Origin of the sequence: Aeromonas sp. SE22 (assembly GCF_038739755.1) — a bacterium.
In the GTDB taxonomy this organism is placed as follows: domain Bacteria; phylum Pseudomonadota; class Gammaproteobacteria; order Enterobacterales; family Aeromonadaceae; genus Aeromonas; species Aeromonas jandaei.
Genome location: NZ_JBCGFD010000010.1, coordinates 91866 through 111588, shown reverse-complemented (window position 1 = coordinate 111588; position 19723 = coordinate 91866). Strand labels below are relative to the sequence as shown.

The following is a 19723-nucleotide window of genomic DNA, read 5'->3' as shown; positions in this document are numbered from 1 at the left end:
GCGTGATTTTGGAAACAGAGCTCCCCCAGGCGCAGGACGGCAGTGTGCGCCTGTTGCAAATTACTGATACCCATCTTTTTGCCAGTGCCGAGGGTCGGCTGCTGGCTGTGCGCACCGCCGAGAGTCTGGCTGCGGTGCTGGAGCGGGTGCAGGCCAACGACCATCCCTACGAGGTGATTCTGGCGACCGGCGACCTGTCGCAGGATCACAGCCCGGAGTCCTATCAGCGCTTCGCCTCCATGATGGCGCCTCTTGGTCGCCCCATTTACTGGCTGCCCGGCAACCATGATGACAGTCCCCTGATGACCGAGCAGCTCCATGCCGCCGGGATCAGCGAATCCAAACAGCTGGTGGGCGACCACTGGCAGGTGATCCTGCTCGACACCCAGGTTCGTGGCAAACCCCACGGCATGATCGGCGATCACCAGCTGGAGGCGCTCGACCGCGCCCTGCGTCAGTATCCGGATCGCCATGCCCTTATCGCCCTGCACCATCAGGCGGTGCCGGTGGGCTGTGCCTGGCTGGATCAGCACAATCTCAAGAATGCCGACGATCTGTTTGCCGTGCTGGCGCGTCACCCACAGCAGAAGACCATCCTGTTTGGCCACGTCCATCAGGAGTTTGACGAGGTGCACCGCGGCGTGCGGCTGATCGCCAGCCCATCGACTTGCATTCAGTTCAAACCGCTCTCCGATGGCTTCGCGCTGGACGAGTCAGGCCCGGGCTGGCGCTACCTCACCCTCTACCCGGATGGTCGTATCGCCAGCCAGGTGTGGCGTCTGCCGGTGGGGCAGTTTGTGCCCGACCCCAATGCCACCGGTTATTGAGGAGTCGTCATGAAGCCTGTTCTCCTCTACCTGCACGGTTTCAACTCCTCGCCCGGTTCAGCCAAGGCGCAGCAGATGGCTGCCTGGGTGGCAGAACACAGATCCGATATCGAGGTGGTGATCCCGGCCCAGCCCAACACCCCGGCGGCGGCCTGGGCGGCCATCCAGCAGACCATCGCTGATCTGCAGAGCCGTTATGGCAACGAATTCAAGCTTGGCGCCGTGGGCAGCTCCCTCGGCGGCTTTATGGCGACCCGGGTCAGCGAGCAGTACGGCTGCCGCGCGGCGCTGATCAATCCGGCGGTGCGCCCCCACGAGCTGCTTTGTGATTACCTAGGCCCCCAGACCAATCCCTATACGGGCGAGCAGTACGAACTGCTGCCTGAACATATGGACGAGCTGCGGGCACTGGCGGTACCGGTGACGGCGCCGGAGCGACTCTGGGTGCTGCAACAGCAGGAGGACGAGGTGCTCGACTACCGCAAGGCGCTGGACGAATACCGTTTTGCCCGTCTCTCGCTGGAGTGCGGCGGCGACCACGCCTTTGTGGCGTTCGAGCGCTACCCCGCCCAGATTATCCGTTTCCTCGGGCTTTAATCATGCAACCGCCGTTGGCCGCCTTTCTGGAACAGGTACTGGCCACGGCGCAAGCGGGCCTCACCTACTCCAAAGATCCCTTCGATATCGGCCGTTTCGAGGCGCTGCGAGCGGCCACCGTGGCCCTTATCGCCAACCAGAGCGAGCTGGCGCCGGAAGCCATTAGCGACTGGATTGCCCTCGACAGCGGTTATCCCACCCCCAAGCTCGATGTGCGGGCCTTCATTCAGAACGATGCGGGCCATATCCTGCTGGTACAGGAGCGCAGCGACGACTGCTGGACTCTGCCCGGTGGCTGGTGCGATATCGGTGACTCGCCGGCGGATGCCGTGGTGCGTGAAGTGGTGGAGGAGACCGGCCTTGAGTGCCGTGCGGTGCAACTGCTGGCCCTGTTCGACAAGCTGAAACATCCTCATCCGCCCCAGCTGCCCCACGCGCACAAGGCTTTCTTTCTGTGCGAGGTGACCGGCGGCCAGATGCTGGGCGAAACCGATGAAACCAAAGGGGCGGGGTACTTCCCCATCGACAACCTGCCCCCGCTCTCCCGCCATCGGGTGGTGGCCTCCCAGTTGCGCACTCTCCATGAGCACTTGCAGCAGGGGCTGCGCGATACCCTGTTTGATTGACATCTGAGGAAGTGAACCCGTCTGCAAGGAGGCAGGATGATCAAGCGCATCGGCAATACCCCGATTCAAGAGAAACACAAGGCCAGCTGCCACTGCGGCGCCGTGGTGCTGGAGCTGACCCTGCCGGATGGGGTGGTTGATCCGCGTCGCTGTGACTGTTCGTTATGCCGACGTCGGGGCGCTATCGTCGCCTCTGTGCCGCTGTCCGGCATCCGCATTCTGCAAGGGGAGGAGGTGCTGCGCAGCTACCAGTTCAATACCCGCACCGCCAAACACTACTTCTGCAGTATCTGCGGCATCTATACCCACCATCAGCGCCGCTCCAACCCAGCCGAGTATGGCTACAACCTCGCCTGTCTCGAGGGGGTCAACCCGTTCGAGCTGGGGGAGGTGCCGACGCGCGATGGCGTGCATCACCCAGCGGATCGACATGTCTGAACAAAAGGGGCTCATATGTTCCTGTTGCGCCCTGCGGGGCAGTGTTAATCTTTAGCGGCCTGTTTACTTTGCCTCGCCCGGGGCAGGGGATGGCCTGACTCTTCTGAACTTCACTGCCAACAGGGAGCACGTTTGTGACAACTCCTTCTGCGCTGCCGGATCTGGTACTGGGCGCCTCTCTCTATTTTCCGCCGCTGTTCAAGGCGGTGTTGCTCGGCCTGCTCGGCTGGTTGCCGGTGCACCATCTGCTGCGTGACTGGCTCTATGGCGGGGATGTCTGGCACCCCTTGTTGATGGATCTCTCCCTCTTTATCCTCGCCGTCAGCGGCGCTCTATGGATGCTGTTACATGGCTAAATCACCTCTCGCGACCCTCAAATACTTCTCCACCCTGCTGGTCTGCGCGCTGGCGCTGGCGGCGGGCTGGTGGCTGTGGAACTACTACATGCAGGGGCCCTGGACCCGGGATGGCAAGGTGCGCGCCGAGCTGGTCAGCATTACCCCCGAGGTGTCGGGCAAGATCATCAAGATCGCGGTGAAGGACAACCAGCTGGTGAAGGCGGGGGAGGAGATCTTTACGCTCGACCCCGAGCCCTACCGGATCGCCCTCGATAATGCCCGGGCGGCGCTGGCCAAGGCGAAATCGGATCTCGACAAGGCCGAGCACGAGGCGAACCGCCGTAGCGGCCTGTCGCGCAGCGTCATCTCAGCCGAGACGATGGACGAAGCGCGCCTCAATGCCCAGGCGATGCAGGCGGCCTATCAGGTGGCACAGGCCAATCTGGAGAAGGCGGAGTGGTCGCTGGCCAAGACCCGGGTGCATGCCGCGAGCGATGGCTACATCACCAACCTGCAGACCCGGGTCGGCAACTATGCCAGCGCCGGCGTGCCGCTGGTGGCGCTGGTAGATACTCACTCCTTCTATGTGCAGGGTTATTTTGAAGAGACCAAGCTTGGCCACATAGCGCCGGGCAAACCGGCCGAAGTGGTGCTTTACAGCGGTGAGCAGCGGTTGCGTGGCGAGGTGGAGAGCATAGGGCGCGCCATCCACGATCAGAGCGTCGATGGCGGCAACGGCCTGCTGATCGACGTCAAACCCAACGTGCCCTGGGTGCGGCTGGCCCAGCGGGTGCCGGTGCGGATCAAGCTGCTGGAGGTGCCGGCGGACGTGACGCTGATCGCCGGTACCACCTGCACCATCACCATTGGCGAGTAGGGTGAGCAAGTCATTCTGGCTGCGCACCCCTTGGGGGAAGGCGACAGGGGGGCAGTGGCGTTATGCCCTGCGCAATGCGCTGGCCATGTGCCTGTCGCTCTGGCTGGCCTTCGTGCTGCAGCTCGACTCCCCCTACTGGGCGATGAGCTCGGCTGCCGTGGTGAGTTTTCCCACCGTGGGCGGGGTGATCAGCAAGAGTCTGGGGCGGGTGGTTGGCAGCCTGATGGGGGCGATGGCTGCGGTGGTGATCACCGGTCTTGGCATCAGCGATCCCTGGCTGTTCAGCTTCCTCATCGCCCTCTGGCTGGGTTTGTGTACCTACATCTCCAACCACTATCAGAACAACGTCTCCTACGCCTTTGCCCTCGGTGGTTATACGGCCGCCATCATCGCCTTCTCCTGCGTCAATGTGGCGGATCCCCACCACATCTTCGATATTGCCCAAGCGCGGGTGAGCGAGGTGATCATCGGTATCCTCTGCGGTGGCCTGATGATGATGATCCTGCCCAGCACCTCGGATAGCGAAACCCTGCTGGAATCCCTGCGCAAGAGCCAAGCCCGCCTGCTGGAGCATGCCCAGCTGCTCTGGCTGGGGGAGATGACGCCCGAGGTGCGCAGCTCCCACGAAGGGCTGATCGGCCAGATCCTCACCATGAACGTGCTGCGTATTCAGGCGGTCTGGAGCCATCACCGGCTGCGGCGCCAGAACCGGCTGCTCAACTTCCTGCTCCATCGCCAGCTGCGGCTCATCAGCCTTATCTCCAGCCAGCGCCGCATGCTGCACAACTGGCCGGAACAACCGGAAGGCATTCAGGCGCTGCTCGCTACCCTGCTGGCCGAGCTTGGCAAGCCGGGGTGCGACAAGTATCGGGTTGCGAGGTTGCTGGCTCCCCTGATGCCGACCAGCGAGCATGATTACCGGCTGCGCACCTTTTTGCTGCGGCTGCGCCATTTCTGCTGGAGCTATCTGGAGTGCCAGCGCTGGCTCGATCGGTTGACCCGCTACGACGATCAGGAGTGGCCGGCGCCGCCCCGTCACACCTCCCTCACCAGCCATACCGACACGCTGGAGGCCGCCTACAACGGCGGGCGCACCTTCCTCTGCGTGCTGCTCGGTTGTACCTTCTGGATCAACAGTCAGTGGGATGCGGGCAGCTCGGCGCTCACCATGCTCTCCATCTGCTGCGTGCTCTACTCGGCGACCCCGGCCCCGGCTCAGGGGGCCAACACCATGCTCAGGGCGATCCTGCTGCTCAGCCTCATCTGCTTTGCGGTCAAGTTTGGCCTGATGATCCGCATCGACGACTTCTGGGTCTTCTGCCTCTTGCTCTTTCCGGCGCTGCTCACCATGCAGCTCTGCAAACAGCAACAGGTGCGGCAGGCGGGCCTCTGGGGCCAGATGATCGTGCTGCTCGGCTCGTTTCTCGCCATCACCAATCCGCCCAGCTACGACTATCAGCAGTTCATCAACAGCAGCCTCGCCCAGATGCTGGGGGTGATGAGCGCCGCGCTGGCGTTTCAGCTGCTGCGCCCCAGCTCGGATCGGCGCAAGAGCCGCCGCCTCATCCGCTCCCTGCGCCGCCACTTCATGGATCAGCTGGAGCCGGCCCCGCGCCAGAGCGAGAGCCAGTTCGAGTCGCTGATCTACCACTGCATCAGTCAGCTCGGTCAGAGTCAGGATCAGACTGCCCGCCTCTGGGTGCTGCGCTGGGGCGTGGTGCTGCTCAACTGCAGCCATATCGTCTGGCAGCTGCGCCAGTGGCGCGGTGACGAGCACCCCCTCTATCTGGTGCGCGACAACTGCATCCGTTGCCTGAAGGGGATCCTCACCGAGCAGGGAGTGCAGCACGCCTCCCTCGACCGCACGCTGGCCGAGCTGCAGCGGATCAGTCAGGGGCTGGCCAACCATGGCGATGGCACGGCGCGAGAGCTGGCAGGCATGGTGTGGCGGCTGCAAAGCTCGCTCTCCCAGCTGCAACAGGCGCTGCCGGGCCCTGCCGAGGGGAGCTGAAATAGCCTTGGGAGGGGCACAATCCCCTCCGGATCACCCTTTCCCGCAGCCAAGTTTGTCCAATACCCTCCCAACGAGTAAGATTCTCCCCAAACGTCAATTCGCAAGGCCCTCCATGTCTACTCAATACAATGCGGATGCCATTGAGGTCCTCAATGGCCTTGAACCGGTGCGTCGCCGCCCCGGCATGTATACCGACACCACCCGGCCCAATCACCTCGGCCAGGAGGTCATCGACAACAGCGTCGATGAAGCGCTGGCAGGTCACGCCCGCAATCTGGAGGTGATCCTGCATGAAGACCAGTCCCTCGAAGTGATCGACGACGGCCGCGGCATGCCGGTCGATATCCACCCGGAAGAGGGGGTCAGCGGGGTGGAGCTGATCCTCTGCAAGCTGCACGCGGGCGGCAAATTCTCCAACAAGAACTACCAGTTCTCCGGCGGTCTGCACGGGGTGGGTATTTCGGTAGTAAACGCCCTCTCCGATCGGGTCGAGGTGACGGTACGTCGCGACGGTCAGGTCTATGACATCGCCTTCGAGCGTGGCGAGAAGGTGCAGGAGCTGACCATCACCGGCACCTGCGGTCGTCGCAACACAGGTACCCGGGTGCGCTTCTGGCCGCAGGCGAGCTACTTCGATTCGCCCAAGTTCTCGGTCACCAAGCTGGAGCACCTGCTCAAAGCCAAGGCGGTACTTTGCCCCGGCCTCACCATCAAGTTCCTCGACAAGAACACCGGCATCAAGCTGGAGTGGTGCTACGAAGATGGCCTCAAGGATTATCTGGTCGATGCGGTCAAGCAGTACACCTGCCTGCCGGAGCAGCCCTTTATCGGCTCCTTCAGCTCCGAACAGTCGGCGGTGGACTGGGCACTCTGCTGGTTGCCGGAAGGGGGTGAATGCCTCGCCGAATCCTATGTGAACCTCATTCCCACTGCGCAGGGCGGTACTCACGTCAACGGTCTGCGTCAGGGTCTGCTCGACGCCATGCGCGAGTTCTGCGAGTTCCGCAACCTGCTGCCGCGCGGGGTCAAGCTGACCCCGGAAGATATCTGGGATCGCTGCGCCTACATCCTCTCCATCAAGATGCAGGATCCGCAGTTCGCCGGTCAGACCAAGGAGCGCCTCTCCTCCCGTCAGAGCTCGGCGTTCGTCTCCGGCGTGGTGAAGGATGCCTTCAGCCTCTATCTGAACAGCAACACCGAGCTGGCGGAGCAGATCGCCGAGCTCTGCATCTCCAGCGCCCAGCGCCGGATGCGTGCCGCCAAGACGGTGGTGCGCAAGAAGATAACCCAGGGCCCGGCGCTGCCCGGCAAGCTGACCGACTGTGGCTGCGCCGACCCCATGCAGGGGGAGCTGTTCCTGGTGGAGGGTGACTCCGCGGGTGGCAGTGCCAAGCAGGCGCGGGATCGCGAGTTTCAGGCCATCATGCCGCTGCGCGGCAAGATCCTGAACACTTGGGAGGTGGAGGCCGGTCAGGTGCTCGCCTCGCAAGAAGTTCACGACATCTCGGTCGCCATCGGTCTTGACCCCGACTCCAACGACCTCAGTGGCCTGCGCTATGGCAAGGTGTGCATCCTCGCGGATGCGGACTCGGACGGTCTGCATATCGCCACCCTGCTCTGCGCCCTGTTCGTAAAACACTTCCGTGCGCTGGTGGAGAAGGGCCACGTCTATGTCGCCATGCCGCCGCTTTACCGGATCGATATCGGTAAAGAGGTCTACTACGCCCTCGACGAGGACGAGAAGAACGGCGTGTTGCAGCGGGTCGAAGCCGAGAAGAAGAAGGGCAAGGTGATGGTGACCCGATTCAAGGGCTTGGGTGAGATGAACCCGAAACAGCTGCGGGAAACCACCATGGATCCCAACACCCGCCGTCTGGTGCAGCTCACCATGGATCCGGCAGGGGAGAGTGAAGGGGATGCGGCTGACGAGACCCTGCAGCTGATGGACATGCTGCTGGCCAAGAAACGGGCGAGCGATCGCCGCGAATGGCTGGAAGAGAAGGGCAACCTCGCCATCATCTAAGCCGTCGGTCACTTGCCGACCCGCATTTCAGGCGTGCCCTTCAGGGGCGCGCCATAGCAAGAGAAAAACATATGAGTGATGCTATCGAGCTCAGTCTGGACGGGGTAGAGCGCCAGCCAATGCGCACCTTTACCGAACAGGCTTACTTGAACTACTCCATGTACGTCATCATGGATCGGGCCCTGCCGCATATCGGCGACGGCCTCAAACCGGTGCAGCGGCGCATCATCTACGCCATGAGCGAGCTGGGGCTGTCGGCGCTCTCCAAGCACAAGAAATCCGCCCGTACCGTGGGTGATGTGCTGGGTAAGTACCACCCCCACGGCGACAGCGCCTGTTATGAAGCCATGGTGCTGATGGCCCAGCCCTTCTCCTACCGCTACCCGCTGGTGGATGGTCAGGGTAACTGGGGTGCGCCGGACGATCCCAAATCCTTCGCTGCCATGCGTTATACCGAGGCGCGGCTGTCGCGCTTCTCCGAGCTGCTGCTCTCCGAGCTGGGTCAGGGCACGGTGGAGTGGACGCCGAACTTCGACGGCACCATGAAAGAGCCGGTGGTGCTGCCTGCCCGCCTGCCGCACATCCTGCTCAACGGGGTGACCGGTATCGCGGTGGGGATGGCGACCGACATCCCGCCCCACAACGCGCGGGAAGTGGCCTACGCCTGTGCCGAGCTGCTCGACAACCCCAATGCGGGGCTCGATGTGTTGATGCAGCACATTCAGGGGCCGGACTACCCGACCAACGCCGAGATCATCACGCCGCGCGACGATATCCGCAAAATCTACGAGACCGGCAAGGGCTCCATCAAGCAGCGGGCGGTCTGGAGCGAGGAGGATGGCGACATCGTCATCACAGCGCTGCCCCATCAGGCCTCCGGCGCCAAGATCATGGAGCAGATCGCCGCCCAGATGGTGGCGAAAAAGCTGCCGATGGTCACCGACCTGCGCGATGAATCTGACCACGAGAACCCGACCCGTCTGGTGATCGTGCCGCGCTCCAACCGGGTGGATGTGGAGGGGCTGATGGCCCACCTGTTCGCCACCACGGATCTGGAGAAGAACTACCGGGTCAACCTCAACATCCTCGGCCTCGACAACCGGCCGCAGGTGAAGTGCCTCAAGACCATCCTCAGCGAGTGGATCCAGTTCCGCCGCGAGACCGTGCGTCGCCGTCTGCAGTTCCGCCTCGACAAGGTGCTGGCTCGCCTGCACATCCTCGAAGGCTTGCTGATCGCCTATCTCAACATCGACGAGGTGATCGAGATCATCCGCACCGAGGATGAGCCGGGCAAGGTGATGGTGGAGCGCTTCAACATTACCGAGACCCAAGCCGAAGCGATCCTCGAGCTGAAACTGCGCCATCTGGCCAAGCTCGAAGAGTTCAAGCTGCGCGCCGAACAGAACGAACTGGCCGAAGAGCGCGACAAGCTGGAGCTGATCCTGGGCTCCGAGCGTCGCCTCAACACCCTGCTCAAGAAAGAGCTGCTGGCCGATGCCGAGAAGTATGGCGACGATCGCCGCACCCCGCTGGTGGAGCGTGCCACCGCCGTGGCGCTGACCGAGAAAGAGCTGGTGCCGAGCGAACCGGTCACCGTCATCCTCTCCGACAAGGGCTGGGTGCGCGCCGCCAAGGGCCACGATGTGGATGTCGAGGGGCTCTCCTACAAGGCGGGGGACAACTACCTCACCCACGCCTTTGGCCGCAGCAACCAGCAGGCGGTGTTCCTGTCGAGCTTTGGCCGCACCTACTCGCTGGAGGCGCACACCCTGCCCTCCGCCCGCAGTCAGGGCGAGCCGCTCACCGGCCGCTTTGCACTGGGTGCCGGTGAAGAGGTGCGTCATCTGGTGATGGGCAATGAAGGCGAGCCGTATCTAATCGCCAGCGATGCCGGTTACGGCTTTGTCTGCACCTATGACGACCTGATCGGCAAGAACAAGAACGGCAAGGCGCTGCTCACCGTGCCGGAAGGGGGTCTGGTGATGGCCCCCCAGAAGATTGGTTCGCCCGAGACCGATCTCTGCATGGCCATCTCCAACGAGGGGCGGATGCTGCTGTTCCCGATGAACACCCTGCCGGTGCTTGGCAAGGGCAAGGGCAACAAGCTCATCAGCATCCCCTCTGCTCGCGTCAAGGCGCGGGAGGAGTTTGTGGTGATGGCCGCCGTTATCCCGCAGGGGCAGTCGGTCACCCTGTTTGCCGGCAAGCGCAAGCTCACTCTTAAGCCATCTGACCTTGACTACTACCGCGGCGAGCGTGGCCGCCGTGGCGCCAAGCTGCCCCGCGGTTTGCAGCGGGTGGATCGCATCGAGATTGAACCCGCTGCCGGAACCGAACCGGTAGCCGGGGAAAATCAGGAAGGGTAATTAATATAGAAGGGCGCGAAAGCGCCCTTTCTTATTATAAATATTTTTTTTGGTGGATTTATGTACGACTTTATAAAGGATTTCTCACCTGTCTTTTTAGCCTTTTTTGGATTGTTTGTCCCAATTTATCAGGCTCAACGGGAAAGAAGGGCCAATTTTAAAAAAGAACATCAAATTAAAATATTTGAACAATTGCTTTCTGTCTCCAATTCACTGACATCTACTTGTGATGAACTATCTTTAAAAGCGTTGATATTGCGTGTTAATAAAGCAGATGGACATGAGGCGGAACTCCCTAAAAGAATTGACTACGCAATGCAACTTGAGCATGTCACGTATTTGTTTTGCAAAGAATTGGAATGCCACGAAATTTTAAATCCTTTGTTATTTAGAACAACTCGCCTCATGATTAAAGCAAAATTATACGAGCTTTCTAGGGAGCAACCATATCTTGAAAAAAATGATTTTTTTAGTAAGTTAGAATGGGTATCTAGAGAAATATCGTGTTTCACCAGAGATCTCATATCATGTTTGCAAAATGAGATTTATGGCGAACTTTTTTCAACCAAAGTTTTACCAAGGGAAACGACGATGGATAGCCTGAAAGTGATAAGAAATGAACCTGATGAGTTATATAAGCTTCTAGAGTACGTGCAATGTAACACTGCGTATGGCAAGGAAATTCTGAAGGTTAATTAATTTAATGGGTGGTTGTAGTCATTTACAAACCACCCAATCAAATACTTCATGAGTCTTTTTTTGTTATGTTGTCGATGCAATTGCTGAAAGTTAATATTGCATCCGAATCTAAGGCTTTATCTAAGGAGTCAATAATCTTTGTTTTTACTCCAGAAGTTAACATTATTTTTTTGTTTGTGTATGGTGTTATACACTCCTTCAGTTGATTTTTATCGCAAAAATAACTTGCTGTATATCTCGAGTCACAATTAACAGTATTGCTTAATGGGTGCGCTTTATTATTCAATAAAGTTGAGTTATCACTTATTTGCAAAGATTTAATATGTACGTTTTTCTCATTGCAAAAAAGTTGACTGGAGTCTCTGCTATTTGTGAAAATACCGATCCCTTTATCATCTGAGAAAACAATAGAAAGAAATCCACTCTCTGTACTTTTTGATACAGAGCAGCTTTTTAATTTCTTTTTTGAACTATCTTGAAAATACTCGACGAGGATATTCGATATTGGTGTGTTACGTTCATATAGGCGTAATGGTGGATTATTATGTCCGTTTGCAAGTAAAAATGATGGAAACATAATTAAAGTTATACATAACAGGTTACGCATGTTTTTAAATGCCTTAGATATACTATAAATTGTTTTAATATCTTACATATAAATAAAGTTCATTGCTATAAAACGGCGGTAGGTCTGATTAGCGCAGCGTAATCAGACGATCGTGAAAACAGGTTGCCGTAATTCTGCTGGTGCTCCAGCTGATCTCTTTTCTATGTCCATCGCCACCGAGATTGCGGTGCGGACGATTACGCTTCGCTAATCGACCCTACTTCTCTCTGTTTTCTTTAACGTTCTGCTGCTTGTCGGTTGCTTCTGTTGTGATAGTTTGTTCCCCCTCATCCCCGACCCTTCTCCCGCAAGGGGAGAAGGGAGCGCCGCTCGTAGCAAAATCGGATGGCGGTGACATAAGCAGCTGGTGATGCGTGGCTTAGAAGAAGGCAGCTAGAGCACTAGGCAGGTTCGATACAGTCCCCTCTCCCCTTGGGAGAGGGTCAGGGTGAGGGGAGCTAACCGTAGGGTGCAATGAAATTGCACCGCTATTAAACCCGCGAGGTTGCTGCTGCAACGGGTCGGGTTTGTTGCGCCTTTCGGCAATATATCGCGGCAATAAAAGGTGGCGGACTGGCCGCCACCTTGAGGGTGATTAACGCAGGCTCAGCAGGTCATAGATAACGGGATTATCGGCGCACTGTCCCGCGCCGCACTCCAGCACGGTAGAGATCAGGTTTGCCGCAATCAGCAAGACAAACAGCAGGGAGGCCATGCGTCCCCAGCGCGCCAGACCCAGCTTGGGCAGCGCAATAGCGAGCCCGTCCCGCACCATCAATATCAGGGCGACGGCCAGGATGATCAGCAGGGCGCTGATCAGCGACCAGCTATAAAAGTGCAGCCCGAGAAAGGTGGAACCGTAGCCGGGATCGCCGGGCAGAATATGCAGCAGCACCTGTCGGGCGCCGATCATAGCGGTGGTCAGGGCACCGACAATCACGATGCCGTAGTGGGCCCCTTTTGCGCCAAATTGCAGGTTGAACATAAAGCCGAAACCGGCGACGACCAGGCCGACCCGCTGCAATAAACACAAGGGGCAGGGGAGTTCGGCCAGATAGAGCTGGTAATAGAAGGCGACGATCAGGGTCAGGCAGATGCCCGCCAGCCCCAGCGTATCGAGCAGCTGGGGCAGGTTACTCTTCGCGGCGGTGGCAGAGGTCGAAAGGCTCATGGCGGGCTCCTAGAACGAGAGGGTGAGCGGGTCGGTCACATGGTGCATAAAGGAGAGCAGGGTCACCACCAGCAACAGAGCCCAGAGCAGATAGGAGGCGCCACGCTTGTTCAGCAAGATGCTGATCCCCGTTATCAGCGCCAGCAGGAAGGGTAAAAACATATACATCTCATCTCTCCTTATCGTGGTGAGTCGGGCTCACAAGGCTTTGAGTATATGGCGGGCGGCACAGGGCGACCCGGCTAACAGCCGTCGCTATATGGCTCCGACTTCACTCATCGTACCCCTGTCGGCGGGAAATACCTACCGGGCTGCTGACGTTGTGTCGATTCCCCTTACCCCCGATCTGCGCGATTGTTTCATCAGTGCGACAGTAAAAAATAGATTGGCTTCTTTGGTGCAAAAATAACCATTGGCGTCGCACCGCCAGCCTGAAACGAATCAGCCATCCCACCAAAAGCAGAGGCCCCGCAATCCATGATTGCGGGGCCATTTTCGAGGCGATCAGCAGGCGCAGACGTGGCGCCTGCGCTGCTCATAATCGAACTGTTGAAACTCTTCCTTGATAAATTCGATAAACACCCTGGTTTTGGACGGAATAAAGTTTCTGTTTGCATAGGCCATGCCGATGGAGAGGTCGGGCAGTGTCCAGTCGGTGAGTACAGGTTTAAGGCGCTGGCTGCGCAATTCGTCATAAATGGCATAAACGGGCTGCGCCAGGATCCCCATGCCGTTTTTGGCATTGGCGAGCAGGATCTGGGCATCGTTGGACTCAATGGTGGGCGTGGTTGGCACCCGTAATTTTATCGAGCCCTTCATCATGGTCAGCTCTCCGGGATTGTGATAGCTGTAGAGCAATAGTTGGTGTTTTTTCAGATCGTGTGGCGTTTCCGGTTCGCCATAATGCTCAATATATTCCGGAGAGGCCGCCAGAATACGTGGTGCAGTGGCCAGAGGTTGAATAATCAGGCTGGAGTCCGGCTCTGACTCTCTTGAGCGAATACTGATATCGATATTGTTTTCGATAATATCCAGATAGCGATTATTGGCAATCAACTCGACCTGAATGCCGGGATATTTTGCCATGAATTTCGGTATCAAGGGGGAGATGACATTCAGCATCAGTGACAGCGAAGCCGTCAATTTCAAGACCCCGGTTGGCATTCCAGTCTTGATACTGACTTCATCGATGGCTTCTCGCATCTCATTCAGCGCTGTTTTGCAGCGGGCATAGAAGTGCTCACCGATTTCAGTGACAAACAGGCGCCGGGTCGTTCGCTCGACGAGCCGTGCATTGAGTCGCTGCTCCAGTGCGGCCAGATGCCTGCTGGCTGCTGGGTTGGACAAGCCCAGTGCATCTGCGGCCTTGCTGAGGCTCCCCAATTCGACCACCTGCACAAAGACTTCATATTCAGTCCATCTATCCATGGATTCTTCCTGATTTTATAAAAGAGATTTCCTGTTATTGCATTTATCATCTCCTGCCGGATTTGTACTATGGCCCCGTCTGGCAGTAACAGATATTCCATGCATCATATTTTCTAGTTAAATTGGATGTCAATTAATAAAACGGGAGTCGCCTGTGAGCAATAACGTCGATACAGTCATTAATTACTTTAAATATTGCGTAGATGGCAAGGATGTTGAACGGGTGAGTGAATATTTTTCGGAAGATCTTTGTATATTCAGACCTGACTGCGCAGAGCCTATTACCACCCTTGAGCAATTTAAAAAGTCATTGTCAGCCTGTGTGGTCGACCGTTATGAGTCTATTGAAACCTCCTTTCAGAAAATAATGAGCTCGGAAGACGAGGTATTCGTTGCATTGACCCACGTCGCCAAAGGCTCAAATACCTGGAAAGGATTCGATGTTACTGGCAAGGATGTGACCTGGAGTGCCTTGACCTATTTCAGATTCAACGCCGAGGGCAAGGTGGTGGAGGAGATTGTCGAACGCAACGAGCTGGCCATGGCCAAGCAGCTGGGGATCGTTGACTTCGCCTGAAACAGGGGTGGCTGCTGATTTCAGGTCTGAACTATCAGAGGAAAGCCAAGGCAGTGCTACGGCTCGGTCTATTGCCTGACGGTCAGTAAAAGAGGGCCCCGCAACCGGAGTTGCGGGGCCCTTGTTCTTGCCTGTTGATCACGCCGCCATTATTGCAGGCGGTGCAAGCCCATCAGACGGGGATAGCTGCCGCCGCCGGAGGTGGGGTGATTTTCGAGGCGATCAGCAGGCGCAGACGGGGCACCAGCAACAGCAGGACGATCCCGCCCGCCATCGAGCCCCAGCCCAGCATGTTGAACACCGAGCTGTAGCCCGGGTTGGTGGCCACCGGTGAGCTGCCGATATTCTGCGGCATGGCGCTGGAGACATAGCCCGCCAGCACGGAGGCAACGCCGGTCACCATCATCCAGCAGCCCATCATCAAGCCTTGCAGGCTGGCGGGGGCCAGCTTGCCGATCATGGCGTAACCGATGGGGGAGATAAGCAGCTCGCCAAAACTCTGCAGCACATAGCTGATGGCGATCCACTTGAAGGCGACCAGCCCGTCGGCCCCCGCCAGATGGATGCCGAGCGGCAGCACCAGCATGCCGAGCCCCATGCAGAACAGGGAGGCGGCAAACTGGGAGGGGATGTCGATATTCCACCCCTGTTCGCGCAGTCGCTTGAACAGCAGCGCCATCAGCGGGCCACCGATGACGATGACGAGGGTGTTGATGTTCTGGATCCACTGGGGAGCAACCCGCAGCCCGAACACGTTGAGGTTGATGTTGTGCTCGGAGAAGAGCATCAGCCCCATGGGCGCCAGCTGGTAGAGCGACCAGAAGATGAGGGAGCCAAGGGCGAGGATCAGATAGGCCACCATGCGGCTGCGCTCGGCGGCGTCCGGGTGGCGGGCGGTCATCACGCAGAGCAGCACCAACACCACGGCGCCCAGGATCAGCACGAAGCTGCCGCTGAAGCTGGCATGGGTCAGCAGCAGACGCAGCGCCGGCACCAGCATGGCCAGAATGGCGATACCGGCCAGCATGCGGCGGTAGAAGCCGCTCCCTTTGACATGGCGCAGCGGGGTGCTGATATCCGCCAGAATGGGCCAGCAGGCGAAGGTGGCGATGATGGCAATGATGTTGCCCAGCGTCGCAAACAGGAACAGGGTGCGGTAATCCTCGGTGAGCTGGAAGTAGCCCGCCACCGTGAAGCCGATAAAGAAGCCCAGATTCATCCCGGCGTAGTTCCACAGGAAGGCGCTCTCGCGGCGGTGATCATCCGGGGCGAAGCGCTGGGTCAGCATCATGTTGAGGCAGGTGACGTTGAGGCCGCTGCCGGTGAGGAACATGGCGAGCCCCCAGTAGAGGCCGGTGATCCCCATCTCGGCGATGAAGTAGCAGCCGATCACCTGCAGCGCCATCCCCATCACGAACAGGTTGCGGTTGCTGAGGTAGCGCCCGCCGAGATAACCGCCAAACAGGTGCAGGCCATAGTTGAAGGCCCCGAAGACCCCCATCATGGCGTTGGCCTGGGATTCGCTAAAGCCGAGCCGCTTGGTGGCGTAGAGCACCAGCGTGGAGTAGAGCACGGCAAACCCCAGGGTCGAGAAGGTCTGGATAAAGAACAGCGCCCCGGAGCCGGGGGGAATGGTGGGGTGTTGATTCGAAGCGCTCACGGTCTGTCTCCTGTGAGAGAAGAAAGTCATTACTCGTCCTGAGAGCGTACCGGTCTGCTGCCGGCTAGCCTTGTGCGCTTCCATGCTGGTCTGAAGGCCGGTCTGTCATTTAGCGGCCAAGCGGTGCAAATAGCCATACCTGAAATTTAATCTGGCGAGATTAATTGTCTTTTATTGATCTATTCCGGTTTTTTATGCGGTTTGGGCTGCTGAAAAGCTGGCGCTGGCGGGGTAGGAATCAGAGTGTGAGGGGTTGAATGGAGCCTATTTGGGCCTGAACTGATTTGATAGTGAGATCACCATCCCGCTTTTGGCTGCTCTTTCGCCATCGCCGCCGGCATGTTGAGTGGCAGCTTATTTATTCAGTTTCACTGTTTGAGTGAATAAATATTGAAAATGAGGACTTGCTCAGAGCCAGATGGTGTGGGGGATTTTTGAGCGTTTCATCGCAGGGGCTAATATATATTCTTGTTGTAATAACGTGATACAGATTAGTTTCGACAGATAGGTGACTTAAGATAGTCGAATAATATATCAATCAGAGCATTTAGGGGCTGGAAGTCGTGATGCTATCTGTTAGGGAAATATATTTCTTTTGTATGCTTTGAGTATTTTCCTCAGAGAGAAAATCTGATTATGGTGAGAAAAGCTCGTAGTCCGGTGTGATAATAGAACCTTTCCGATAGGTCATATAGACAATAGTCCCTTCCTCATCGACCATGGCATATGGCCATTTTCCGTTGGCTCCATACATGGCCACATAGAGTGGGTTGAAATAATCTTGAGTCTGACCACCCGGGTCATACGGGAGTCGAACATGATAGATTGGATATTTACCATCGTTACATAACTCGACTTTTTTTAATATAACGCCTCGTTCCAGTAATACCTTTCTGGTCGGATGTTGCCAATTTTCCAACTCTACATTTTTACAATTATTGGTAACTTCTCGATAAAGGCGGGTATCTGACAGTAGCGGAGTATTGGCGCTGATAAGCATTAAAAGTGGCAGCAGCATAAAAATCTGACCTGTATTATGACCGGTTTATTCAGCCCTGAATCAGGGGGGCAGTATAGCTGCGAACAAGGTTTGAATGAAGCCATCTGAACTGGTTGCATCCCGATTTGTTACGTCAATCGTGGGGGGCTGATGACGTAGATAGAACAACGCCCGGCGGGCCGGGCGTTGGGTTATCCCACATTGGGGGCAACATAAAGAGGCGGCGAAGCGCGCCCTAGAAGTTGTGGTAGAGCGGCCAGCCGAGCAGCGGGTGCTTGAGACCGGCGCGCATCTCGATGTTGTCGAGCTTCTCCGGCGAGGCGTTCTCTTTTTGCAGCAACTGGTACTGGCGCACAAAGCCGAGGGTGTGTAGCAGGTTGGGCACAAAGCCCGGGCTCAGCTCCTGACGCAGGGCGGCGGCCATGTCGGCGGGCAGCGCATTCAGCATCAGGGCGAGCTGGGTGGCGAGATAGTCGGTATCGTACCAGCCCTCGTCGAGCTCAATCTCCCGCGCCAGTTTGCGCTTGAGATCCTGCTTCACCTTGAGCGGGGCTGCGCCACTGCCCTTGCCGCAGAGGATGCGGTAGAGCAGCGCTTCGGCCAGCTTGTCCTCCATGGTGGGGTGGTCGCTCTCGCAGGCGAAGAAGTGCTGGTCGATGAGCTCCATCAGGCGGCTCTTGTTGTGCTCGGTCAGCGCCTTCTCGTACTCCTGCCACCCTTGCCACTCCTCCACATCGGGCGGGCTCGAGATCTTGTCCAGCAAGCGCGCATCCACGTCACCGTAGAGGCTGTTGCCAGCCTGCTTGGGGCTGACGGTGATGAGCATTGACCAGCCCTTCTGGAACGGCTTGATGGGGCCTTCCGGCGCCTGCAGCAGCGCCAGCGCCTTGGCCGGATCCCGCGCCGAGAGCTCCTGCAGGCCGAGGCTCACCACGCCGATGACGTCGTGGGCGGCCTGCTCCAGCAGGTGCATCTTGTACTTGTTGTAGTACTTGTCGGCGAATTTGAGGCTCATCAGCACCGCCTTGCCCTTGATGGCGGCCAGCTGCTGCTGACTCAAGAGTTCATTGTCGCGGCCAAAGCGCAGCACCTGGGTCAGAAAGGGGCCCTGGTTGGCATCGCGAATGACTAACTGCATGAATGGGCTCCTTAATCCAGAAAGCTGAACATGTCGTCGACGTCGCCGTACTCGTCTTCCTCGACCTTGTTCTTCTCTTTGGCCTGCATCACCAGCTCGGCGGCAAACTTGTTGATGATGCCGTCCCAGCTGGAGTGCTCGTTGCGCAGCAGTGCCTTGATGGCTTTCTCCACCTCGGGGGCCAGCTCGCGAATGAGCATCAAGAGGCTGCGCGGGTCATCCAGCGCGTAGTCGTGGACATCCTCGCTCTGCTGGCGCTCGCTGTAGCGCAGGGACTCTTCAAGATCTTCCTCTTCGGCGTGCAGCACGTCGCGATAGCCTTCGTCCTCTTCATAGCGATCGCCGCGATAGAACTCGATAAAGGGGATGGCGAGGTAGAAGAGACCGGCCGGATCTTCGGCCACGCACTCGAGGATCTCGCGCTGCTTGGCTTCGCTATCCTGGGTGCGGATCAGGTAGTTGAGGAAGTCGAAGGTGTGCTGTTGCAGCTCGTCGGCGTTGTTCTTGATCGCCTCTTCCCAGTAGAGCGGCTGCTGGCAGACGATGTCGCGGATCCGCTCCGGGGTCATCAGCTCGGAGATGATGGAGGGGAAGGATATGTCGTGCTGGCCGTTGATCTGGGTCAGGGTAACGATATCAATGTTTTCAATCACTTCTGCCAGCTGGTCGTCAGACATGGTCTTGGCGATCAGCTCGAACTTCTCGCTGGCCTGCTTCGGCTCGATAACGGCCAGCTCTTTGATCTCGATGGCGGTAATTTCTATCAGACTGTTGCTCATGCCTTGCCCCAATTAGAAACGGACTTCGTCGTACATATCCTGATCGCCGTCGTCATCGCCATAGCGGTCACTGCCGCCATGGTAGTCGGCGTCGGCATCTTCCCCGTCTTCATCTTCTTCGTCGCGCAGCTCATAGTCGTCATCGCCGCGGTGGCTGCCGCGCGGCAGCGGGTTATCGAGCAGGAACAGCACGGCGCAGGCTTCCATCAGCTGATCTTCGCTCTGGGCCCGCACCGCCTTGACCAGCGGCAGGGCGGCGTTGTTGAAGCCGACGCTCACCTTGAACTCGTCCCAGCTTGGCTGCTCGCCGCTGGCGAGCCACTTGTTCCACTGCGACTTGGCCTTGGCCGGGAACTGCACCCGGCCATAGAGGGCCAGCGGCAGATACTCGGGCATAAACTCCAGCATGCTCATATCGGCCAGCAGCAGGCTCTTCATCTGATCGGTGAACTGTTCCAGCCCCTTGGGGTCGTCCTGATCCCGGTAGGATTCGATGTTTTCGCTGGCATCGCTTTGCAGCGACTTGAGCCGCGCCTGGTCCCATCTCTTTTGCATAGT

General features: G+C 58.0%; 20 protein-coding genes. 11 read left to right on the top strand and 9 right to left on the bottom strand.

The window, feature by feature from the left end; genetic code table 11:
* Window positions 1–8 precede the first annotated feature (8 nt).
* The 10 genes from cpdA to AAHA39_RS15375 all read left to right on the top strand — a co-directional run bounded on the left by cpdA (window position 9) and on the right by AAHA39_RS15375 (window position 10805).
* A complete protein-coding gene (gene cpdA, locus AAHA39_RS15420) occupies window positions 9–827 on the top strand; it encodes a 3',5'-cyclic-AMP phosphodiesterase (RefSeq protein ID WP_033113016.1) in 819 nt (272 codons plus the stop codon).
* A gap of 9 nt (window positions 828–836) precedes the next feature.
* Window positions 837–1424, top strand: coding sequence for a YqiA/YcfP family alpha/beta fold hydrolase (locus AAHA39_RS15415; protein WP_320657342.1), 588 nt, complete (start codon window positions 837–839; stop codon window positions 1422–1424).
* A 2-nt stretch (window positions 1425–1426) separates the two neighbouring features.
* On the top strand, window positions 1427–2050 hold the full coding sequence (locus AAHA39_RS15410) for an NUDIX hydrolase (RefSeq protein ID WP_320657341.1): 624 nt from the start codon (window positions 1427–1429) through the stop codon (window positions 2048–2050).
* A 36-nt stretch (window positions 2051–2086) separates the two neighbouring features.
* On the top strand, window positions 2087–2488 hold the full coding sequence (locus AAHA39_RS15405; RefSeq protein WP_320657340.1) for a GFA family protein: 402 nt from the start codon (window positions 2087–2089) through the stop codon (window positions 2486–2488).
* 113 nt (window positions 2489–2601) lie between these two features.
* Complete coding sequence (locus AAHA39_RS15400; protein WP_104016595.1) at window positions 2602–2844, top strand: DUF1656 domain-containing protein; 243 nt, start codon at window positions 2602–2604, stop codon at window positions 2842–2844.
* The gene (locus AAHA39_RS15395) at window positions 2837–3703 is read left to right on the top strand and encodes an HlyD family secretion protein (RefSeq protein ID WP_320657339.1); all 867 of its coding nucleotides are present in this window, start codon (window positions 2837–2839) and stop codon (window positions 3701–3703) included. The genes AAHA39_RS15400 and AAHA39_RS15395 overlap by 8 nt, the downstream gene beginning before the upstream one ends.
* Before the next feature lies 1 nt (window position 3704).
* Entirely contained in the window at window positions 3705–5714 is a 2010-nt protein-coding gene (locus tag AAHA39_RS15390) for an FUSC family protein (protein WP_320657338.1), read from the top strand.
* A gap of 115 nt (window positions 5715–5829) precedes the next feature.
* Window positions 5830–7740 (top strand): DNA topoisomerase IV subunit B, encoded by a 1911-nt coding sequence (gene parE, locus AAHA39_RS15385; protein ID WP_201909748.1) that lies wholly within the window; start codon window positions 5830–5832, stop codon window positions 7738–7740.
* Between the two features lie 71 nt (window positions 7741–7811).
* Window positions 7812–10106: a DNA topoisomerase IV subunit A gene (gene parC, locus AAHA39_RS15380; protein WP_201909745.1), complete on the top strand. Its 2295-nt coding sequence runs from the start codon at window positions 7812–7814 to the stop codon at window positions 10104–10106.
* 60 nt (window positions 10107–10166) lie between these two features.
* Window positions 10167–10805, top strand: coding sequence for a hypothetical protein (locus AAHA39_RS15375; RefSeq protein ID WP_342690025.1), 639 nt, complete (start codon window positions 10167–10169; stop codon window positions 10803–10805).
* Window positions 10806–10851: 46 nt separating this feature from the next.
* On the opposite strand, the gene AAHA39_RS15370 is transcribed toward AAHA39_RS15375, so the two are convergent.
* The 4 genes from AAHA39_RS15370 to AAHA39_RS15355 all read right to left on the bottom strand — a co-directional run bounded on the left by AAHA39_RS15370 (window position 10852) and on the right by AAHA39_RS15355 (window position 14011).
* The gene (locus tag AAHA39_RS15370; protein ID WP_320656082.1) at window positions 10852–11412 is read right to left on the bottom strand and encodes a hypothetical protein; all 561 of its coding nucleotides are present in this window, start codon (window positions 11410–11412) and stop codon (window positions 10852–10854) included.
* Window positions 11413–12007: 595 nt separating this feature from the next.
* Window positions 12008–12583 carry a disulfide bond formation protein B gene (locus AAHA39_RS15365; protein WP_320656083.1) on the bottom strand — a complete coding sequence of 192 codons (576 nt, stop codon included), beginning with the start codon at window positions 12581–12583 and terminating at the stop codon, window positions 12008–12010.
* A gap of 9 nt (window positions 12584–12592) precedes the next feature.
* Window positions 12593–12751 carry a DUF5993 family protein gene (locus tag AAHA39_RS15360; RefSeq protein ID WP_005343116.1) on the bottom strand — a complete coding sequence of 53 codons (159 nt, stop codon included), beginning with the start codon at window positions 12749–12751 and terminating at the stop codon, window positions 12593–12595.
* 336 nt (window positions 12752–13087) lie between these two features.
* On the bottom strand, window positions 13088–14011 hold the full coding sequence (locus tag AAHA39_RS15355; RefSeq protein ID WP_320656084.1) for a LysR family transcriptional regulator: 924 nt from the start codon (window positions 14009–14011) through the stop codon (window positions 13088–13090).
* A gap of 154 nt (window positions 14012–14165) precedes the next feature.
* Here AAHA39_RS15355 and AAHA39_RS15350 point away from each other — a divergent pair, with 154 nt between their 5' ends.
* Window positions 14166–14588: an ester cyclase gene (locus AAHA39_RS15350; protein ID WP_198505729.1), complete on the top strand. Its 423-nt coding sequence runs from the start codon at window positions 14166–14168 to the stop codon at window positions 14586–14588.
* A gap of 172 nt (window positions 14589–14760) precedes the next feature.
* Here AAHA39_RS15350 and AAHA39_RS15345 read toward each other — a convergent pair whose 3' ends face one another.
* The 5 genes from AAHA39_RS15345 to atcA form a co-directional block, all read right to left on the bottom strand.
* A complete protein-coding gene (locus AAHA39_RS15345) occupies window positions 14761–16248 on the bottom strand; it encodes a peptide MFS transporter (RefSeq protein ID WP_320656085.1) in 1488 nt (495 codons plus the stop codon).
* A gap of 634 nt (window positions 16249–16882) precedes the next feature.
* Complete coding sequence (locus tag AAHA39_RS15340; protein WP_320656086.1) at window positions 16883–17266, bottom strand: hypothetical protein; 384 nt, start codon at window positions 17264–17266, stop codon at window positions 16883–16885.
* A 217-nt stretch (window positions 17267–17483) separates the two neighbouring features.
* The gene (gene atcC / locus AAHA39_RS15335) at window positions 17484–18386 is read right to left on the bottom strand and encodes a cold adaptation protein AtcC (RefSeq protein ID WP_320656087.1); all 903 of its coding nucleotides are present in this window, start codon (window positions 18384–18386) and stop codon (window positions 17484–17486) included.
* Between the two features lie 11 nt (window positions 18387–18397).
* The gene (gene atcB / locus AAHA39_RS15330) at window positions 18398–19165 is read right to left on the bottom strand and encodes a cold adaptation protein AtcB (protein ID WP_005343119.1); all 768 of its coding nucleotides are present in this window, start codon (window positions 19163–19165) and stop codon (window positions 18398–18400) included.
* A gap of 12 nt (window positions 19166–19177) precedes the next feature.
* Window positions 19178–19720 (bottom strand): cold adaptation protein AtcA, encoded by a 543-nt coding sequence (gene atcA / locus AAHA39_RS15325; RefSeq protein ID WP_042032639.1) that lies wholly within the window; start codon window positions 19718–19720, stop codon window positions 19178–19180.
* Between the last annotated feature and the right edge of the window lie 3 nt (window positions 19721–19723).